Raw genomic sequence first — 15,343 nt, 5'->3', positions numbered from 1 at the left:
GACCAGCGCCGAGCCGTCGCCGACCTTGCCCACCGAGTCCTCGATCAGGCCCTTGATCTCCTTGGCCGCACCGGCCGAGCGCTGCGCCAGCGAGCGCACCTCGGAGGCCACCACCGCGAAGCCGCGGCCCTGTTCGCCGGCACGCGCGGCCTCGACCGCGGCGTTCAGCGCCAGGATGTTGGTCTGGAACGCGATGCCGTCGATCACCGAGATGATGTCGGCGATGCGGCGCGAGGACTGCTCGATGTCGCGCATGGTGGTGACCACCTGGCCGACGATCTCTCCACCCTGCGAGGCGACCGAGGCGGCGCCGTTGGCCAGCTGGTTGGCCTGGCGGGCGTGCTCGGCGTTCTGCTTGACGGTGGAGGTCAGCTCCTCCATCGAGGCGGCGGTCTCCTCCAGGTTCGCCGCCTGCTGCTCGGTGCGGCGCGACAGGTCGGAGTTGCCCGAGGCGATCTCGGTGGAGGCGGTGTTGATCGCCGAGGAAGCCTGGTGGATGCGGCCGACGATGTCGGCCAGCTGGGCCACGGTCGCGTTGGCATCGTCGCGCATCCGCGCGAACACGCCGCGGAACTCGCCGTCCATGCGCACCGTCAGGTCGCCCTCGGCGATCGCCTGCAGCACCGCCGAGACCTCGGCCAGGTTGCCGTCGGTGGTCTGCATCAGCCGGTTGAGGCCCTCCACCATCTCGCGGAAGTCGTACTCGAAGCGCGCGGTGTCGCCACGCACGGCGAAGTCGCCGTCGCCGGCCGCCCCCACCAGGCGGCGGATCTCGCCGTTGATCGCCCGCAGGTTGGCCTTGACGGCGTCCATGGTCTCGCTCAGCACCGCCTTCTCGCCCGGCAGCCGGTCCATGTCCTCGGACAGATCGCCGACCGCATATCGGCCCATGATCTGCGCCAGCCGCATCTTCACGCCGATGTGCGAGGCGACCAGCGCGTTGGTGTCGTGGACCATCCGGCCGTAGTCGCCGGGGAAGGCGGCCTCGTCCATCCGGTAGCTGATCTGGCCCTCGTCGTGGCGCAGCGCCATCTCGGTCTGCGCGCGCATCACCGCCTGCAGCTGCGCCTGCATCCTGCGCATGCTCTCGAGCAGGCGCCCGGTCTCGTCCCGGGCGCCGGCCTCGATCGTGTTGTCGAGCCGGCCTTCGGCGATGGCGTTGGCCACGCGGGTCGCCTCGCCCAGCGGGCGCGCGATCATGCGGGTGATCACCCAGCCGGCGGCGCCAGCCAGCAGCGACAGCAGTGCCAGCGCAGCCAGCATCGCGGTGACGGTGGAAGCATGCGCCGCATTGGCGTGCCCCATTTCCTCTTCCATGTGGGAGACGTTGAAGTCCTTCAGCACCAGGATGGCCTCGAACAGGTCACGGCGAATCGGCCGCGAGCGGTCGCCGGAAATCTGTTCGGCCAGAGCCCTGTCTCCGGCGCGGAGCGCGTCGCCCATGTCGCTGTTGGCGAGCAGGTACTGGTCGAGCAGGTCCTCGACCTCGGCGTGCAGCGCTTCCTCCTCGCCGGCGGTCATGGTCTTCAGGTAGGCGGCGTGGGCAGTGGCGATCGCCTCGCGTACGCCGTCCATGCGCTTGAAGTAGTCGGCCACCGCGTCGGGGTCGTCGGCACGGGCCAGCTGCGCCAGCTCGTAGGTGCGCAGTTCGCCCAGTTGCGCGCGCAGCTCGCCGAGCTGGTACACCGCCGGCACCCAGCTGGTTTCCAGGTCTTCGAGCAGTGTCTGCGATACCTGCATCCGCACCAGCGCGAAAGCGCCGAGGGCTACGGTCATCAGCGTGGTGAGGGTGAATGCGACGCCGAGCTTGCGGGCGAGGGAAAGGTTCTGGAACCAGCGCATGGGACTCTCCGGAGCGGTTGTTCGCGAACCCTTGCGCGGTACGCGAGTGCCAGGCGGATGCCCGGTACGCCACGGTTATCGACAGCGCGGCCTTGCGCTTTAAGTCGGCCCGACGAACGGTAGCGGAACGTTCAGCGTCGGACCGCCGCCAGCGACCGTGCCGTCGGCGCTTCCCTGTCCCGTGAGCGAGCTTCGGCCGCCCGCGTCAAGCGCGCACGCGAAGCGATGCTCGCCGTGTCCAGGCGCAGCGGCGCGATTCGCCACCGCTAACGCGAGCGCGCGCCGCCCCGAGGACGGCGGCGGCGGGCGGTCGATCGCTGCGAGACGCGCGCCTGCGGCGCGCGGCGTGGTCAGAAGCTGAACTGGGTCCGCATCTCGACGATGTCGGGGTCGGCGGTGGCGGTGCCGCGCTCGGCCCTCACATCGATGTAGTTGAGCTGGAACTTGAAGTGCTTGCCGAGGTACCAGTTGGCGCCGAGGGTGCGGTTGCGCTGGCTTCCGCCGGCGATGTCGCCGTCGTCGAGATCGAGGTGGCTGTAGCGCGCCAGCAGTTCCAGTGCGCCGAGGCGGCCGGTCGGCTTCGGGTTCGACGCCCCGCCGCCGCTGTAGCCGCGCGATTCTCCCGTCAGCACCCAGCTGGCGAACACGTAGTAGCCGTCGGTCGAGTAGGTGGGCAGCGCGCCCTCGAGGCTGGTCGACTGCCGCAGGTACTCGCCCTGCACCGACCATGGCCCGGCGATCCAGAGCAGTTCAAGGCCCTGGCGGTCGATCGCGTCGACGCCCGGCAGTGCGCCGGAGTCGACCAGCCGCACCGAGGTCAGCGCGGCTTCCGGCTTCGCGCGCCAGCGCACGCTCGCGGGCATCCGCGCGCCATCCTCGCCGATGCGCGAATCGGGGGTTTCCCGGGTCGCCGAGGCGCCCAGGTGCAGCACCCGGCCGGGCTCGCGCAGCGGCACCCAGGCACCGCGCACCGACGCGGTGCGGCCGGCGTTGCCGCCCTGCAGGTCGCCGCGGTAGTAGCCTGCGTTGAACACCGCATGGGGGCGGTCCAGGGTCCAGTCCAGGCCGATCCGGCGGCCCTGGTAGAACGCCTGCGTCGCCAGCGAATTCTCCAGGAACGCGGAATGGCGGGTGGCGGTATTGCCTTCGAAGCCGAGCGGCACCTTGCTCTGGCCGAGCCGCAGCTTGCCCAGATCGCGACCGGCGAACGCGCTGGTCTCGAGCTTGAGCCCCACGTCCATCCAGGTCCGGGACTCGAAATCGAAGCCGGCGCCCAGCTCGTACACGCCCTTGCGTTTCAGGGCCAGGCCGAACTCCTTCCGGCGCCAGGCATGCGCGTCGTCGAAGGCGGCGGAGCCGTCATCGTCGCCGGAGAAGCCGTTGTAGTCGTAGGCGACGTTGCCCGTCGCGGACAGTTCGGTGCCGTCGGCGAAGGTCGCCGCGGGCGGCCAGACACGCGCGCCGGGAGCGCCGGCGTCGGCGGCCGCGAGTGCGGGCCCGGACAGCATCGCCGCGGCGATACCCATGGCAAGCAGGGATTTCATGGCAAGTCCTGTGTTGAAGGAGCGGCCGTGCACCCGAAGGCGCGCCGGCGACAGAAGGGAGGGGGGGGGGGAGACGTCAGGCCGCCTGCGGCATGCGCTGCGCGCGGACCAGGCCGCCGACGTCGACGATCAGCGCGACCCGGCCATCGCCGAGGATGGTGGCGCCGGAGACGCCGTGCACGCGGCGGTAGTTGTGTTCGATGCTCTTGACCACGACCTGTTGCTGGCCGACCAGTTCGTCGACCTCCAGCGCGATCTTCTGGCCATCGCCCTCGACGACCACCACCAGCGGCTCGGCATCGCCACCGGCGCCGTAGCCGTAGACCTCGGCCAGCGACACCAGCGGCAGGTACTCTCCGCGGACCTGGAGCACGCGGCCGCTGCCGGCCACGGTGCGCACGTCGGCCTGGCCCGGCTGCAGCGCTTCGAGCACGTGGGTGAGCGGCAGGATCAGCACCTCGCCGCCGGCGGTCACGCTCATGCCGTCGAGGATCGCCAGGGTGAGCGGCAGGCGGATCACCACGCGGGTGCCGCTGCCCTGCCTGCTGTGCAGCTCGACCTCCCCGCCCAGGCCCTGGATGTTGCGCCGGACCACGTCCATGCCGACGCCGCGGCCCGACAGGTCGGTGACCTCGTCGTTGGTGGAGAAGCCCGGCTGGAACACCAGGTCCCAGACCTGGGCGTCGGTGGGGTTCTCGGGCACCGGAAGCCCGCGCTCCAGCGCCTTGGCCAGGATCCGTTCGCGGTTGAGCCCGCGCCCGTCGTCGGATACTTCGATCACGATATGCCCGCCCTGGTGCGAGGCGGCGAGGGTGATGGTGCCGGTTTCCGGCTTGCCGCCGGCGCTGCGGGTCGCGGGATCCTCGAGGCCGTGGTCGATCGCGTTGCGCACCAGGTGCACCAGCGGATCGGCGACCTTCTCGATCAGGCCCTTGTCCAGCTCGGTGCCTTCGCCGATGGTCCGCAGCAGCACCTGCTTGCCGAGCCGCGCGGACAGGTCGCGGACCAGCCGCGGGAAGCGGCGGAACACGGCATCGACCGGGAGCATGCGCACGCCGATGACCGCTTCCTGGAGGTCGCGGGTGTTGCGCTCGAGTTGCTCGAGCCCGGTGAACAGGCGCTCGGCCAGGGCGGGATCGACGCTGGAACTGGCCTGCTTGAGCATGGCCTGGGTGATCACCAGCTCGCCGACCAGGTTGATCAGCGCGTCGATCTTGTCGACGCTCACCCGTACCGAGCTCTCCCCGGATTCGGAGATCGAATGCACCTTGGCTCCAGCCGGTGCGGGGCTGCCGTCCGCGGCGGGCGGGAGTGCCGCCGTCACCGGCTGGATATCCAGCTCGCATTCGTCCTCGACCCAGGAGAACACCTCGTCCACGGCCGCGCGCGGCACCCGGGCCAGCAGGCCCAGGTCCCAGGCCAGGCAGGCCTCCAGCGGGTCGAGCTGGGCGAAGTCGGGCAACCGGTCCAGCCTGGCGGCGACCTCGAGCGGCCCGAGATGCGCGAGCTCGCGCAGGATCCGCAGCGGATCGTTGCCGCTCATGAACAGCGAAGGCGCCGGCGCGAACCCGATCCGCCAACCTTCGGGCCCGGCGTTGGCGGGCTCGTCCGCGGCCGCTGCCGCGGCCGCGCCGGGCTCGGCGCCGAGCACCGCTTCCAGGCGCGCGCGCGCGGCCTGCACGTCCTGCGCGTCGGCAGGGCGGCCGTGTTCGGCCTCGGCGAGCAGGGCGCGCAGCACGTCGACCGATCCGAGGATCGCGTCGAGCGCCGCGCGGGTCGCCTCGCGGCGCCCGCCGCGGATGTCGTCGAGCAGGGTCTCGAGCAGGTGGGTCAGGCCCGCCATGCCCTCGAAGCCGAAGGTGGCCGCGCCGCCCTTGATCGAGTGCGCGGCGCGGAACACCGAATTGACCAGCTCGGCATCGCGGTTGCCGGCGTCGATCGCCAGCAGGGCCGCCTCCATCGCATCGAGGCCTTCGTGGCTCTCCTCGAAGAAGGTGGCGTGGAAGCGTTGCAGATCCATGTTCATGGCCGCGATCCGGTAGTCGATTGGCTGCGCAGGCGGATCAGCTCACGACCTTGCGGACCGTGGCGACCAGCTGCTCGGGGTCGAAGGGCTTGACCAGCCATCCGGTGGCGCCGGCGGCCTTGCCGTCGGCCTTCTTGTCCGCGCCCGACTCGGTGGTCAGCATCAGCAGCGGGGTGAACTTGTAGGCCGGCAGCTGGCGCAATTCGCGGATCAGCGAGATGCCGTCCATGTTCGGCATGTTCACGTCGGTGATCACCGCGTTGAAGCTGCCGCCCTGGGCGCGTCCCAGCGCCACCCTGCCGTCCTCGGCCTCCTCCACGGCGAAGCCGGCCGTGGTGAGCGCGAACGACACCATCTGCCGCATCGAGGCCGAATCGTCCACTACCAGAATGCGAGCGCTCATGCGGCGTCCTCCACGGGGTCTTTCGCAGGTTGTTGATTGGGGCCCAGCCCGAACTGTTCGCCCAGGCCGAGGAGGCGGATCGCGTCGTGCAGCGTCTGGCTGCACCCGTCCAGCTCGGTGCGCAGCCCGGCCTCGGCGCGGCTGCGCACCAGCGCGCACAGGACCTGCACGCCGGCGGTGTGGACGCGCGTCACCCGGCTGCCGTCCAGCAGCAACGTACGCTGCTCGTCCAGGCAGGGTGCCAGGCGGTCTTTCAGCTCGGTGCAGGACTCGATTCCGAGGTCCTCGCCCAGGGGCACAGCGCTCATCGAAACTCCACAACGGATGGCTCGATCCTGTTTAACGGCCCGCAAGCGGGGTTCTTTAGGCGCGCGGGCCGGATCACACCTGCGCACCTAGCAGGCGCGAGGCGTCGAGCAGGATCAGCAGCCGGCCGGCCTGGCGGGCGATGCCCCGGAAGCGGTCGTCGCCGGTCCGGCCGACGCGCACGTGATCGGGCGGCTCGATCTGGTGCTCCCCCAGGCGGGTGACGTCCTCGACCGCGGACACGCGCAGCCCGAGCACTTCGCCGGATTCCTCCAGCACCACGATGCGCACGGCAGGGCCGTCCTCCACCGCCACCTGGTCCAGGTGCACCCCCAGGTCGATCACCGGCACCACCTGGCCGCGCAGGTTCATCACCCCGGCCATCGCCGCGGTGGCGCCGCGCATCGGCAGCAGCGGGGCCGGCAGGACCACCTCGCGGATCTTCAGCAGCTCCAGCGCATAGACCTGGGCGCCGCAGCGCAGCCGCAGCCAGCGCGTGGTGCGGTCGCCGGCACGGCGCCGGCGCTCGCCCTCGTTGGTGTCGGCATCGCGGCCGGAATGCTCCACCTGGGCGAAGGCCGGCTCGGGGCGCGGCGCAGGTGCCGGCGCAGGCAGCGGCGTCGGCCTGGCGGCCGGGACCGGCTGCGGGGCGGGCGTCGGCACCGCTTCGGGCACCGGATTGGAGAGCAGCAGGTCGACGTAGGCGTCGACGGCGGGCAGGGCGTTCATGCGGCCTGCTCCAGGCGCTGCGGCTGGCCGGCCAGGATCCAGTCGAGCGCACGCGCATAGGCGCCGAGCGCGCGACCCGGATGGGCCGGCGCGCCGGGCTGCTGGGCGAGGAGGTCGGCATTGCACAGCTGGGTATCGATCGGGACCGCCTCGCCCCAGGCGCGGTCGCGATAGTCGTCCTGGATCTGCCGCAGGGTCTCGCGGCCGGCGCGGGTGCGGCGGTCGAACATGGTCGGCAGCACCGCCACCGGCAGGAGCCGGCCGCGCGAGCGCTCGATCATTTCCCCGGTGCGGCACATGCCGGCCAGGCCGTGCAGCGCCAGCGGCTCGGTCTGGGTCGGCACGATCAGGCGGTCGGCCGCGGCCAGCGCGTTGACCATCAACAGGCCCAGGGTGGGCGGGCAGTCGAGCAGCACGTAGTCGTGGCCGCCGGTGTGGCGCGACAGCGCCTGCGACAGCGCCAGCCCCAGCCCGGGCTGATTGGCGCTGCGCCGCTCCAGGGTGGCCAGTGCGGTTTGCGCGCACACGAAGTCCAGTCCTTCGAGCGGGCTCGGCCTGGCCAGCTCCGAGAGCGGCAGCGGCGGCGCCGAGAAGAGCTCGAGCACCCCGGGCGGCTGCGGCTCCGCAGGGACGCCGAAGGCGCGGGTCAGCGAGCCGTGGGGGTCGAGGTCCACCAGCAGCACGCGCTGCCCCAGCAGCGCCAGGCCACGGCCCAGCGCCAGGGTGGTGGTGGTCTTGCCCACGCCGCCTTTCTGGTTGGCGATCGCCCAGACTTGCATCATCCTGCTCCTGTGTCCGTGGCCGTGCCGGGTTCGGCGCGGGTGGGTGCCCGGGCATGGGCGCTGGCCACCGCCGGTTCCTCGGGCACCGGCACGATGCCGTCCCCGGTCGCCTCGGGCGCCGCCAGCACCATCAGCACCACCCGGCGGTTGCGGTTGCGCCCTGCCTCCGTGGCGTTGTCGGCGCGTGGCCGGTACTCCCCATAGCCCACCATGACCAGCCGCTGCGGGGCGATCCGTTCGCGCACGAACAGGTGCACCACGCTGGCGGCGCGGGCGGCCGACAGCTCCCAGTTGGAGGGGAACTGCAGGGTGTTGATCGGGCGGTCGTCGGTGTAGCCCTCGACCCGTACCGCATTGGGGACGTCGCGCAGCAACCGGGCCAGGGTGGACAGCAGCTGCTGGGCGCTCCCGGCGAGCGAGGCCGAACCGGTGGCGAACAGGATGTCGCTGTTGATCTCGACCTCGAGCCACAGCTCGGCGCGGTGGATGGTGATCAGCTTGGCGTCGACCAGGGGCGCCAGCGCATCGTGCAGCTGCGCGGCGATGTCGTCGAGCTGCTGACGCGCCTCGGCCAGCGCGCGGCCGTCCGCGTCGCGGTTCTCCCGGTCGACGCGCATCTGCGAAGCCAGCGACGGCAGCAGCGGCGAGTCCAGTACCGGCGACGGCCGGGTGGCACCGGGACCGGCCTGTAGCGGCGACGGCGGGCCGGCGTCGGGCTCCATGACCTGGTGGTCGCCGGGCTGGACCGGGCTGACCGAGCGCGGCTGCCCGCTGAACGCGATCGCCAGCGAATCGGATAGCACCCGGTACTTGCCCTCGTTGAGCGACGAGATCGCGTACATCACCACGAAGAACGCCAGCAGCAGCGTCATCAGATCGGCATAGGGAATCGCCCATGCCTCGTGGTTGCCGTGCTCCTCGTGCTTCTTGCGGCGTGCCATCCCAATCGTCCGGTGTCAGTGCAGGAAGCCGGCCAGCTTGGCCTCGATGTTGCGCGGGTTCTCGCCCTGCGCGATCGCGATCAGCCCCTCGATGATCATTTCGCGCTCGCCGCTGCGGCGGCCGATCACGCTCTTGAGCTTGGCGGCGATCGGCAGGAAGAACAGATTGGCCGAGGCGATGCCGTAGATCGTCGCGGTGAAGGCGGCCGCGATGCCGTGGCCGAGCTTGCTCGGGTCGGCCAGGTTCTTCATCACCGCGATCAGCCCGAACACCGCGCCGACGATGCCCAGGGTCGGGGCGTAGATGCCCATGCCCTCGAACACCTTCGCCGCCGCCAGGTCCTTGTGCTCCTCGCCCTCAAGCTCGATCTCCAGCATGTGCCGGATCGCCTCCGGCTCGAGGCCGTCGACCAGCATCTGCAGCCCCTTCTTCAGGAACGGATCGCTCTGCTCGGCGACGTGGCCCTCCAGCCCCAGCAGGCCCTGCCGCCGCGCCACGTTGCTCCATTCGAGCAGCTGCGCCACCAGCGCCTCGCGGTCGGCCACCGGCGGCTGCACGGTCCAGCGCACGATCCGCAGCGCGCGCTTGAACACCTGCGGCGGGGTGTGGATGAAGATCGCCGCGGTGGTGCCGATGATGACGATCACGAACGCCGCCGCGGACCACAGCGAGGACAGCCCGGCGCCCTTGAGCACGCTGCCGCCAAGCAGCGCGCCGATGGCCAGCAGGATTCCGACTACGCTGAGGATGTCCATGGCTGCGGTATCGGCCGGAAGGGCCCGGTCTTGAGTCGGTGAAGGGGGGAGGACCGGGCCGCGACGGCCCCGGCCGGGGCCTGTCCGCGCGGTTCCGCTAGCGGCTGCGCAAGCCGTCGACGTCGAGGATCAGCGCCATCCGGCCGTCGCCGATCAGGGTCGCACCGGCATAGCCGGGGAGCCCGCGCAGCGAACGCGGCAGCGGCTTGATCACCACCTCCTCGCGGCCCTGCACCGCATCGACGATCAGCCCGAAGCGGCTGTCGCCCATCTGCAGCACCACCACCGTCAGCAGCGGCGCGTCCAGCGGCGGCAGCCCGAGCCAGCCGCGCAGGTCGACCAGCGACAGCGCGTGCGAGCGGCGGTCCAGCACCGCGCGGCCGTCGAACCAGCTGACCGAGCCGGCCGGCGCGTGCAGCACCTCCTGCACCCGCGCCAGCGGCAGCGCGTAGGCGACCTCGCCGGTCTGCACCAGCAGGGTGGGCAGGATCGCCAGGGTCAGCGGCACCCGGATCGAGAAGCGGCTGCCGCGACCGAGCTCGGAATGGATCTGGATCTGGCCGCTGAGTTCGCGGATGCGCGACTGCACCACGTCCATGCCGACGCCGCGGCCGGAGATGTCGGTGACCTCGGCCTTGGTCGAGAAGCCGGGCAGGAAGATCAGCTGCAGGCATTCGTCGGCGCTCAGCCGCGCGGCGGCCTCGCCGTCGATGAGGCCCTTCTCGCGGGCCTTCACCCGCAGCCGCTCGGCGTCGATGCCGGCGCCGTCGTCCTGCACCTCGATGCCGACGTAGTCGCCCTCCTGCTGCGCCATCAGCCGCACCCGGCCCGCACGCGGCTTGCCGGTGGCCTCGCGCAATTCCGGCTGCTCGATGCCGTGGTCGATGGCGTTGCGGACCAGGTGCACCAGCGGATCGGCCAGCGCCTCGACCAGATTGCGGTCCAGTTCGGTCTCGGCGCCCACCAGCTCCAGTTCGACCTCCTTGTGCAGCGACCGGGCGACGTCGCGCGCGACCTTGGGAAAGCGCGAGAACACCTTGCCCACCGGCTGCATGCGGGTGCGCATGACCGCGGTCTGGAGCCTGGCGGTGGCCACGTCGAGCGAACCGACCGCGCGGTCCAGCTCCTCGTCGCGCAGCCTGGCGCGGATGATCTTCAGCCGGTTGCGGGCCAGCACCATTTCGCCGATCAGGTTGACGATGGCGTCGAGGCGCCGGGTTTCCACGCGCACCGTCTGGTCGCCGTCGGCGGCCGCCGGGCGCGGCGCGGCTGGCGCCGGTGCCGGTGCCGGCGCGCGGGCGGGGGTGGCGGCAGGGGCAGGGGCGGGAGCGACGGCGGCGCCGGGTGCCGCGCCGCCGTGCAGCTGGTCGAGCAGCGCCTCGAATTCGTCGTCGTCGATCATCCCGCAGGGGGCCGGCGCCGGCGCGGGCCTCGGGCCGGCGCCGGGGCTCCCCTGCAGCTGGTCGAGCAGCGCCTCGAACTCGTCGTCGGTAATCGCCTCGCCGCTCGCCGGCGCCGCCGCGGCCGACGCGGGTTGTGGCGCCGGCGCCTGGTCGAGGCCGAACTGGGCGATCAGCGCCGGGGGCGCGTGCTGGGGGGGCTCGCCGGCGGAGACCGCATCGAGCATCGCCTGCAGCCAGTCGATCGACTGCTGGGCGGCGTCGAAGTGGCGCTCCTGCAGGCGCGCCTTGTCGCTGCGCACCGCGCCGAGGGTTTCCTCGGCGGCGTGGCACAGTTCCACCACCGCTTCGATGCCGAGGAAGCCGGCGCCGCCCTTCAGGGTATGGAAGGCGCGAAACACGGCGTTGAGCTGTTCGCGGTCGCCCGGATCCTGCTCGAGCGCAACGAGCTGTTCGCCCAGCCGGTCGAGCAGCTCGCGCGCCTCGACGATGAAGTCCGCGGCGATGTCCGGGGAGATCGCGCCCATGGCTACAGCCCCAGGCCCGAGAGGAGTTCGTCGGCGTCGTCCTGGCTCACGCCGTGGCGATCCACGCCGGGCAGCGCCGGGCCGCTGGCGCGGGTGGGGTCCCCGTCCGGCTTGGGCGGCAGGCCGAGCGCACCGAAACCTTCGTGCACCCGGCGCACGATCGAGGCGACGCGGCGGATGATCTGCCCGGTCAGGTCCTGGTAGCTCTGCGCCAGCGCCATCTCGCCCAGCTGCCCGCGGATCTGGGTCACCAGGGCCTCCTGGGCGGGGGCCAGGCCGGTCTGGCGCAGCTGCTCGACCAGGCCGCGGCAGGCCTCGGTGAGATCGAGGGTACGGTGGCTGGCCAGTTCGGTCATCGCCACCACGTGGTCGAGGCGAGCGCAGGCGTCGTCGAGTTCGCCGGCGGTGGCGGCACCGGCCGCCGGCAGCTCGCCGAGCGCCTCGTCCAGCTCCCGGGCCAACCGCCCCAGGCCGCGCACCAGCGGTCGCGCGCGCGCCTTGGCGAGCGTGTCCACCTCGCGGCGCCACGCGGCCTCGTCGCCGTTCTCCAGCGCCTCCAGCGCCACCCTGAGCCGCTCGATCAGCGCGGCGTGTTCGTTGACGGTCTCCATCACGCGGTCGCCGCCAGCCGTTCGAAGATCTTCGACAGCTTCTCTTCCAGGGTCTGCGCGGTGAACGGCTTGATGATGTAGCCGTTCACGCCGCACTGCGCCGCCTCGATGATCTGCTCTCGCTTGGCCTCGGCGGTCACCATCAGCACCGGCAGGCTGCGCAGCGATTCGTCGGCGCGGATCGCGCGCAGCAGGTCGATGCCGGTCATGCCCGGCATGTTCCAGTCGGTGACCACGAAATCGAACGGTGCCTGGCGCAGCGCCGCCAGCGCGCTGTGCCCGTCCTCGGCCTCGGCGGTATTGGTGAAGCCGAGATCGCCGAGCAGGTTGCGGATGATCCGGCGCATCGTCGAGAAATCGTCGACGATCATGATGCGCATGTTCTTGTTCACTTGGGGACTCCAGTACTTGAAAGAGGGGCGGGGAGGTCAGTCGTCGCCTTCGAGGCCGGCGTCGGCGGCCTCGAACGCCTTGAGGCGCCCGCGCAGCCGCAGCACCGCCTGGCCGTGGATCTGGCAGACCCGCGACTCGCTCACTCCGAGCACCGCGCCGATCTCCTTGAGGTTCATTTCCTGCTCGTAGTACAGCGACAGGACCAGCTGCTCGCGCTCGGGCAGCTGCCCGATCGCGCCGGCCAGCTCGCGGCCGAACTCGCTGCGTTCCAGGGTCTGCTCCGGGGTCGGTCCGCCGCGGGCGCAGGTCTCGACCTCGCCGTGATCGTCGATATGCGAGTCCAGGCTCAGCACCTGTCCGCGCGCCGCGTTCTCAAGCAGCCGCAGGTAGTCCGGCAGCGGCATCTCCATGCGCGAGGCGACTTCCTGCGCGCTGGCGGCGCGGCCGGTTTCCTGTTCGATCCTGCGCACCGCCGAGGCCGCCTCGCGGGCGCGGCGATGCACCGAGCGCGGCACCCAGTCGCCGCGGCGGATCTCGTCGATCATCGAGCCGCGGATGCGGATCGATGCGTAGGTCTCGAACGAGGCGCCCTGGTCGGCATCGTAGCTGCGCGAGGCCTCGATCAGGCCGATCATGCCCGCCTGGATCAGGTCGTCGACCTCGACGCTGGCCGGCAGCCGAGCCGCGAGATGGTGGGCGATGCGCCGCACCAGTTCCGAATGGCTGGCGACGTACTCGCCGGCGGTGGCGCGTTGGACTTCTTTGTACTGTCGGGCGGCGACATTCATGCCGGTGCTCCCTGCCTGATCATGCGTTCGACGAAGAATTCGACGTTCCCGCGCGGTGCCGCCGGCGCCTGCCAGCGGGCGGCGCGGCGGGCGATTTCGCTCAGCGCGCGCGCGGACGGACTTGCGGGGTAGGCGCGGACCACCGCCTGCTGGCGCTGCACCGCCAGGCGCAGCCAGTCGCACTGCGGCACCGCGCCGAGATAGTTCAGCGACACGTCGCCGATGAAGCGCTCGCAGACCCGCGACAGCTTGTCGTACAGGCCGCGGCCCTCGTTCTGGCTGCGCACCATGTTGGCGATCACCTGGACCCGGTTGACGCCCCGCTCGCGCGACAGCACCTTGATCAGGGCGTAGGCATCGGTGATCGAAGCCGGCTCGTCGCAGACCACGATCGCGGCGTCCTGCGCCGCCTGGCAGAAGGTCAGCACGCTGTCGGTGATGCCGGCGGCGGTGTCGACCACCATCACGTCGAGATCGCGCTCGAGGTCGCTGAACACGTTGACCAGGCCGACGTGCTCGGCCGGGTGCAGCTCGGCCATGTGCCGGCGCCCGGAGGCGGCGGGCACCACCAGCAGCCCCGCCGGGCCTTCGATCAGGACCTCCTCCAGGGTGCAGCGGCCGGCGACCAGGTCGGCCAGGGTGTACCGGGGCGAGAGCCCCAGCAGCACGTCGACATTGGCCAGGCCGAGGTCGGCGTCGAGCAGCAGGGTGCGCTTGCCGAGTTCGGCGAGCGCCACGGCCAGATTGACCGAGACATTGGTCTTGCCCACGCCGCCCTTGCCGCCGGTCACCGCGAGGGTGCGGATCGGCTGCATGGCGGGCACGGGGGACAGGCGGGACTCAGGCGACGGCATGGTCGAGCTCCGGGGTATTGGGCCGGTCGGCGGCGCGGCGAAGGTCTTCCAGCCGCAGCACCAGATGGGCGGCGTTGGCGCGATGCAGATCCCCGGGCACCTGCTGCCCGTCGGTGATCCAGGTCAGGGGCAGCTCGTGGTCGACCACGGTCGACAAGGCACTGCCCAGCCTCCCGGTCTCGTCGAGCTTGGTGAGCACCACGCCCTGCGGCCTGGCGCCCTGGAACCGGCGCACCACCTCGTCGAGGTCGGCGTGATGCGAATTGGCCGGCAGTACCAGCAGGGTGCGGACCTGGCGCGCGGCGCGCAGCCAGTTGAGCTGTCCGGCCAGGGCGCGGTCGCGCTGGCTGAGCCCGGCGGTGTCCACCAGCACCAGCCGGTAGTCCTGCAGGCGCTGGAGCAACTGCAGCAGCGAGGCCTCGCTGTCGGCCTCGTGCACGGCGATGCCGAGCTGGCGGCCGTAGCTGTAGAGCTGCTCGCGCCCGCCGATGCGGGTCGTGTCGGTGGTCACCAGGGCGACGTCGCGGGCCTGGTGCTGGGAAGCGTAGAGCGCCGCGAGCTTGGCGATGGTGGTGGTCTTGCCGGCGCCGGTGGGGCCCACCAGGGCGATCACTCCGGCCTCGTGCAGCGGATCGACCGGGCAGATCGGCAGGCGCTTGGAGATCAGCCCGAGCATCAGCCCGCGGCCGCGATGGGCCTCGGTATCGGCCGGAATCTGCAAGGCCACGTCGCGGGTGATGCCGGCGTCGAAGCCGTAGTCGTCCATCAGCTCCATGGCCTGGGCGCGCACCGGCGAGCCGCGCAGCCGTTCGTCGGTCAGGCGCGCCATCTCGCGCTCGATCATCTGCCGCATCTGCGACAGCTCGTTGCGCATCTCCATCAGCTGTTCGTCGCTGGCGGCCGTTACCGGCGCGGGTGCGGGAGCGACGGCCGGCGCCGGCGCGGCGGCCTCGGCGGACGCCCGAGCCGGCCTCTCCGCGGCGGCGGGAACCTGCGGGAAGTCCGCGGCCGCGGCTGCCGGCGCATGCGCGGCGGCGAGCGCGGCGGCGAATTCGGGCGCCGGATCGACGGCGCGGGGCGGCGCCGGCGGCCGGGCAGGGCGCGCCACCGGCTCGGTGGCCGGCGCCGCTTCCCTGGCGCGCAGCGCGGCGAAGGCGTCGGCCGGCGGCGCCTCGGGAACCGGGAACACCGCCCGCTGCGGGGCCGCGGCCGGCGGCGCGGCCGGCTCGCTGCGCGCCGCGTCGAGCGCCCGCTGCACCAGCGCCTCGTCGTAGTTGCTGGCGGCGACGATCTCGACCCCGTCGTCGGTGCGGCGGTTGGACAGGATCACCGCATCCGGGCCGTGCTCGGCCCGCACCATCTGCAGGGCGGTGCGCATGTCGTGGGCGACGAAGCGTTTGATCTTCATGGTCTGGGGCCGTGATTGGGGATTGGTGCGTGG

15 protein-coding genes are annotated in these 15,343 nt (G+C 71.8%); all 15 read right to left on the bottom strand.

What is annotated here, in order from left to right:
• Positions 1-1,842, bottom strand: a 1,842-nt coding sequence (locus tag QFW77_RS07260) for a methyl-accepting chemotaxis protein (RefSeq protein WP_280573774.1), incomplete at its 3' end; no start/stop codon positions are given.
• Between the two features lie 350 nt (positions 1,843-2,192).
• Positions 2,193-3,386 carry an OprO/OprP family phosphate-selective porin gene (locus tag QFW77_RS07255; RefSeq protein WP_280573773.1) on the bottom strand — a complete coding sequence of 398 codons (1,194 nt, stop codon included), beginning with the start codon at positions 3,384-3,386 and terminating at the stop codon, positions 2,193-2,195.
• Between the two features lie 76 nt (positions 3,387-3,462).
• Positions 3,463-5,412 (bottom strand): chemotaxis protein CheA, encoded by a 1,950-nt coding sequence (locus QFW77_RS07250; protein WP_280573772.1) that lies wholly within the window; start codon positions 5,410-5,412, stop codon positions 3,463-3,465.
• A gap of 37 nt (positions 5,413-5,449) precedes the next feature.
• Positions 5,450-5,815: a response regulator gene (locus QFW77_RS07245; RefSeq protein ID WP_280573771.1), complete on the bottom strand. Its 366-nt coding sequence runs from the start codon at positions 5,813-5,815 to the stop codon at positions 5,450-5,452.
• Positions 5,812-6,123, bottom strand: a complete 312-nt coding sequence (locus tag QFW77_RS07240) for an STAS domain-containing protein (protein ID WP_280573770.1) — start codon at positions 6,121-6,123, stop codon at positions 5,812-5,814. The genes QFW77_RS07245 and QFW77_RS07240 overlap by 4 nt, the downstream gene beginning before the upstream one ends.
• Positions 6,124-6,196: 73 nt before the next feature.
• The gene (locus QFW77_RS07235; protein ID WP_425603290.1) at positions 6,197-6,850 is read right to left on the bottom strand and encodes a chemotaxis protein CheW; all 654 of its coding nucleotides are present in this window, start codon (positions 6,848-6,850) and stop codon (positions 6,197-6,199) included.
• The gene (locus QFW77_RS07230) at positions 6,847-7,629 is read right to left on the bottom strand and encodes a ParA family protein (protein WP_280573781.1); all 783 of its coding nucleotides are present in this window, start codon (positions 7,627-7,629) and stop codon (positions 6,847-6,849) included. The genes QFW77_RS07235 and QFW77_RS07230 overlap by 4 nt, the downstream gene beginning before the upstream one ends.
• Positions 7,629-8,573: a flagellar motor protein MotD gene (motD, locus tag QFW77_RS07225; protein WP_331487885.1), complete on the bottom strand. Its 945-nt coding sequence runs from the start codon at positions 8,571-8,573 to the stop codon at positions 7,629-7,631. Before motD ends, QFW77_RS07230 begins: the two co-directional genes overlap by 1 nt.
• A 15-nt stretch (positions 8,574-8,588) precedes the next feature.
• Positions 8,589-9,329 (bottom strand): flagellar motor protein, encoded by a 741-nt coding sequence (locus tag QFW77_RS07220; protein WP_280573769.1) that lies wholly within the window; start codon positions 9,327-9,329, stop codon positions 8,589-8,591.
• Positions 9,330-9,426: 97 nt separating this feature from the next.
• A complete protein-coding gene (locus QFW77_RS07215; RefSeq protein WP_280573767.1) occupies positions 9,427-11,256 on the bottom strand; it encodes a chemotaxis protein CheA in 1,830 nt (609 codons plus the stop codon).
• 2 nt (positions 11,257-11,258) lie between these two features.
• Complete coding sequence (locus tag QFW77_RS07210) at positions 11,259-11,867, bottom strand: protein phosphatase CheZ (protein ID WP_280573766.1); 609 nt, start codon at positions 11,865-11,867, stop codon at positions 11,259-11,261.
• Positions 11,867-12,259: a chemotaxis response regulator CheY gene (cheY, locus tag QFW77_RS07205; protein ID WP_280573765.1), complete on the bottom strand. Its 393-nt coding sequence runs from the start codon at positions 12,257-12,259 to the stop codon at positions 11,867-11,869. The genes QFW77_RS07210 and cheY overlap by 1 nt, the downstream gene beginning before the upstream one ends.
• 36 nt (positions 12,260-12,295) lie before the next feature.
• Positions 12,296-13,048: an RNA polymerase sigma factor FliA gene (locus QFW77_RS07200; RefSeq protein WP_280573763.1), complete on the bottom strand. Its 753-nt coding sequence runs from the start codon at positions 13,046-13,048 to the stop codon at positions 12,296-12,298.
• Positions 13,045-13,902: a P-loop NTPase gene (locus QFW77_RS07195; protein ID WP_280573762.1), complete on the bottom strand. Its 858-nt coding sequence runs from the start codon at positions 13,900-13,902 to the stop codon at positions 13,045-13,047. The genes QFW77_RS07200 and QFW77_RS07195 overlap by 4 nt, the downstream gene beginning before the upstream one ends.
• On the bottom strand, positions 13,889-15,310 hold the full coding sequence (flhF, locus tag QFW77_RS07190; RefSeq protein WP_280573761.1) for a flagellar biosynthesis GTPase FlhF: 1,422 nt from the start codon (positions 15,308-15,310) through the stop codon (positions 13,889-13,891). The genes QFW77_RS07195 and flhF overlap by 14 nt, the downstream gene beginning before the upstream one ends.
• Positions 15,311-15,343: the final 33 nt, after the last annotated feature.

This window comes from Luteimonas endophytica, from assembly GCF_029887875.1.
Lineage (GTDB): Bacteria > Pseudomonadota > Gammaproteobacteria > Xanthomonadales > Xanthomonadaceae > Luteimonas > Luteimonas endophytica.
Note: the sequence above shows the minus strand (reverse complement) of the source record. Positions and strands in the feature narration are given on the sequence as shown.

Bases quoted from the DNA above. Each gene is read 5' to 3' on its own strand.
- QFW77_RS07200 (WP_280573763.1), bottom strand. From the start codon at position 13,048: ATGAATGTCGCCGCCCGACAGTACAAAGAAGTCCAACGCGCCACCGCC.
- QFW77_RS07215 (WP_280573767.1), bottom strand. From the start codon at position 11,256: ATGGGCGCGATCTCCCCGGACATCGCCGCGGACTTCATCGTCGAGGCG.
- QFW77_RS07210 (WP_280573766.1), bottom strand. From the start codon at position 11,867: ATGGAGACCGTCAACGAACACGCCGCGCTGATCGAGCGGCTCAGGGTG.
- QFW77_RS07250 (WP_280573772.1), bottom strand. From the start codon at position 5,412: ATGAACATGGATCTGCAACGCTTCCACGCCACCTTCTTCGAGGAGAGC.
- QFW77_RS07255 (WP_280573773.1), bottom strand. From the start codon at position 3,386: ATGAAATCCCTGCTTGCCATGGGTATCGCCGCGGCGATGCTGTCCGGG.
- QFW77_RS07245 (WP_280573771.1), bottom strand. From the start codon at position 5,815: ATGAGCGCTCGCATTCTGGTAGTGGACGATTCGGCCTCGATGCGGCAG.
- QFW77_RS07195 (WP_280573762.1), bottom strand. From the start codon at position 13,902: ATGCCGTCGCCTGAGTCCCGCCTGTCCCCCGTGCCCGCCATGCAGCCG.
- QFW77_RS07220 (WP_280573769.1), bottom strand. From the start codon at position 9,329: ATGGACATCCTCAGCGTAGTCGGAATCCTGCTGGCCATCGGCGCGCTG.
- QFW77_RS07240 (WP_280573770.1), bottom strand. From the start codon at position 6,123: ATGAGCGCTGTGCCCCTGGGCGAGGACCTCGGAATCGAGTCCTGCACC.
- motD (WP_331487885.1), bottom strand. From the start codon at position 8,573: ATGGCACGCCGCAAGAAGCACGAGGAGCACGGCAACCACGAGGCATGG.
- QFW77_RS07235 (WP_425603290.1), bottom strand. From the start codon at position 6,850: ATGAACGCCCTGCCCGCCGTCGACGCCTACGTCGACCTGCTGCTCTCC.
- flhF (WP_280573761.1), bottom strand. From the start codon at position 15,310: ATGAAGATCAAACGCTTCGTCGCCCACGACATGCGCACCGCCCTGCAG.
- QFW77_RS07230 (WP_280573781.1), bottom strand. From the start codon at position 7,629: ATGCAAGTCTGGGCGATCGCCAACCAGAAAGGCGGCGTGGGCAAGACC.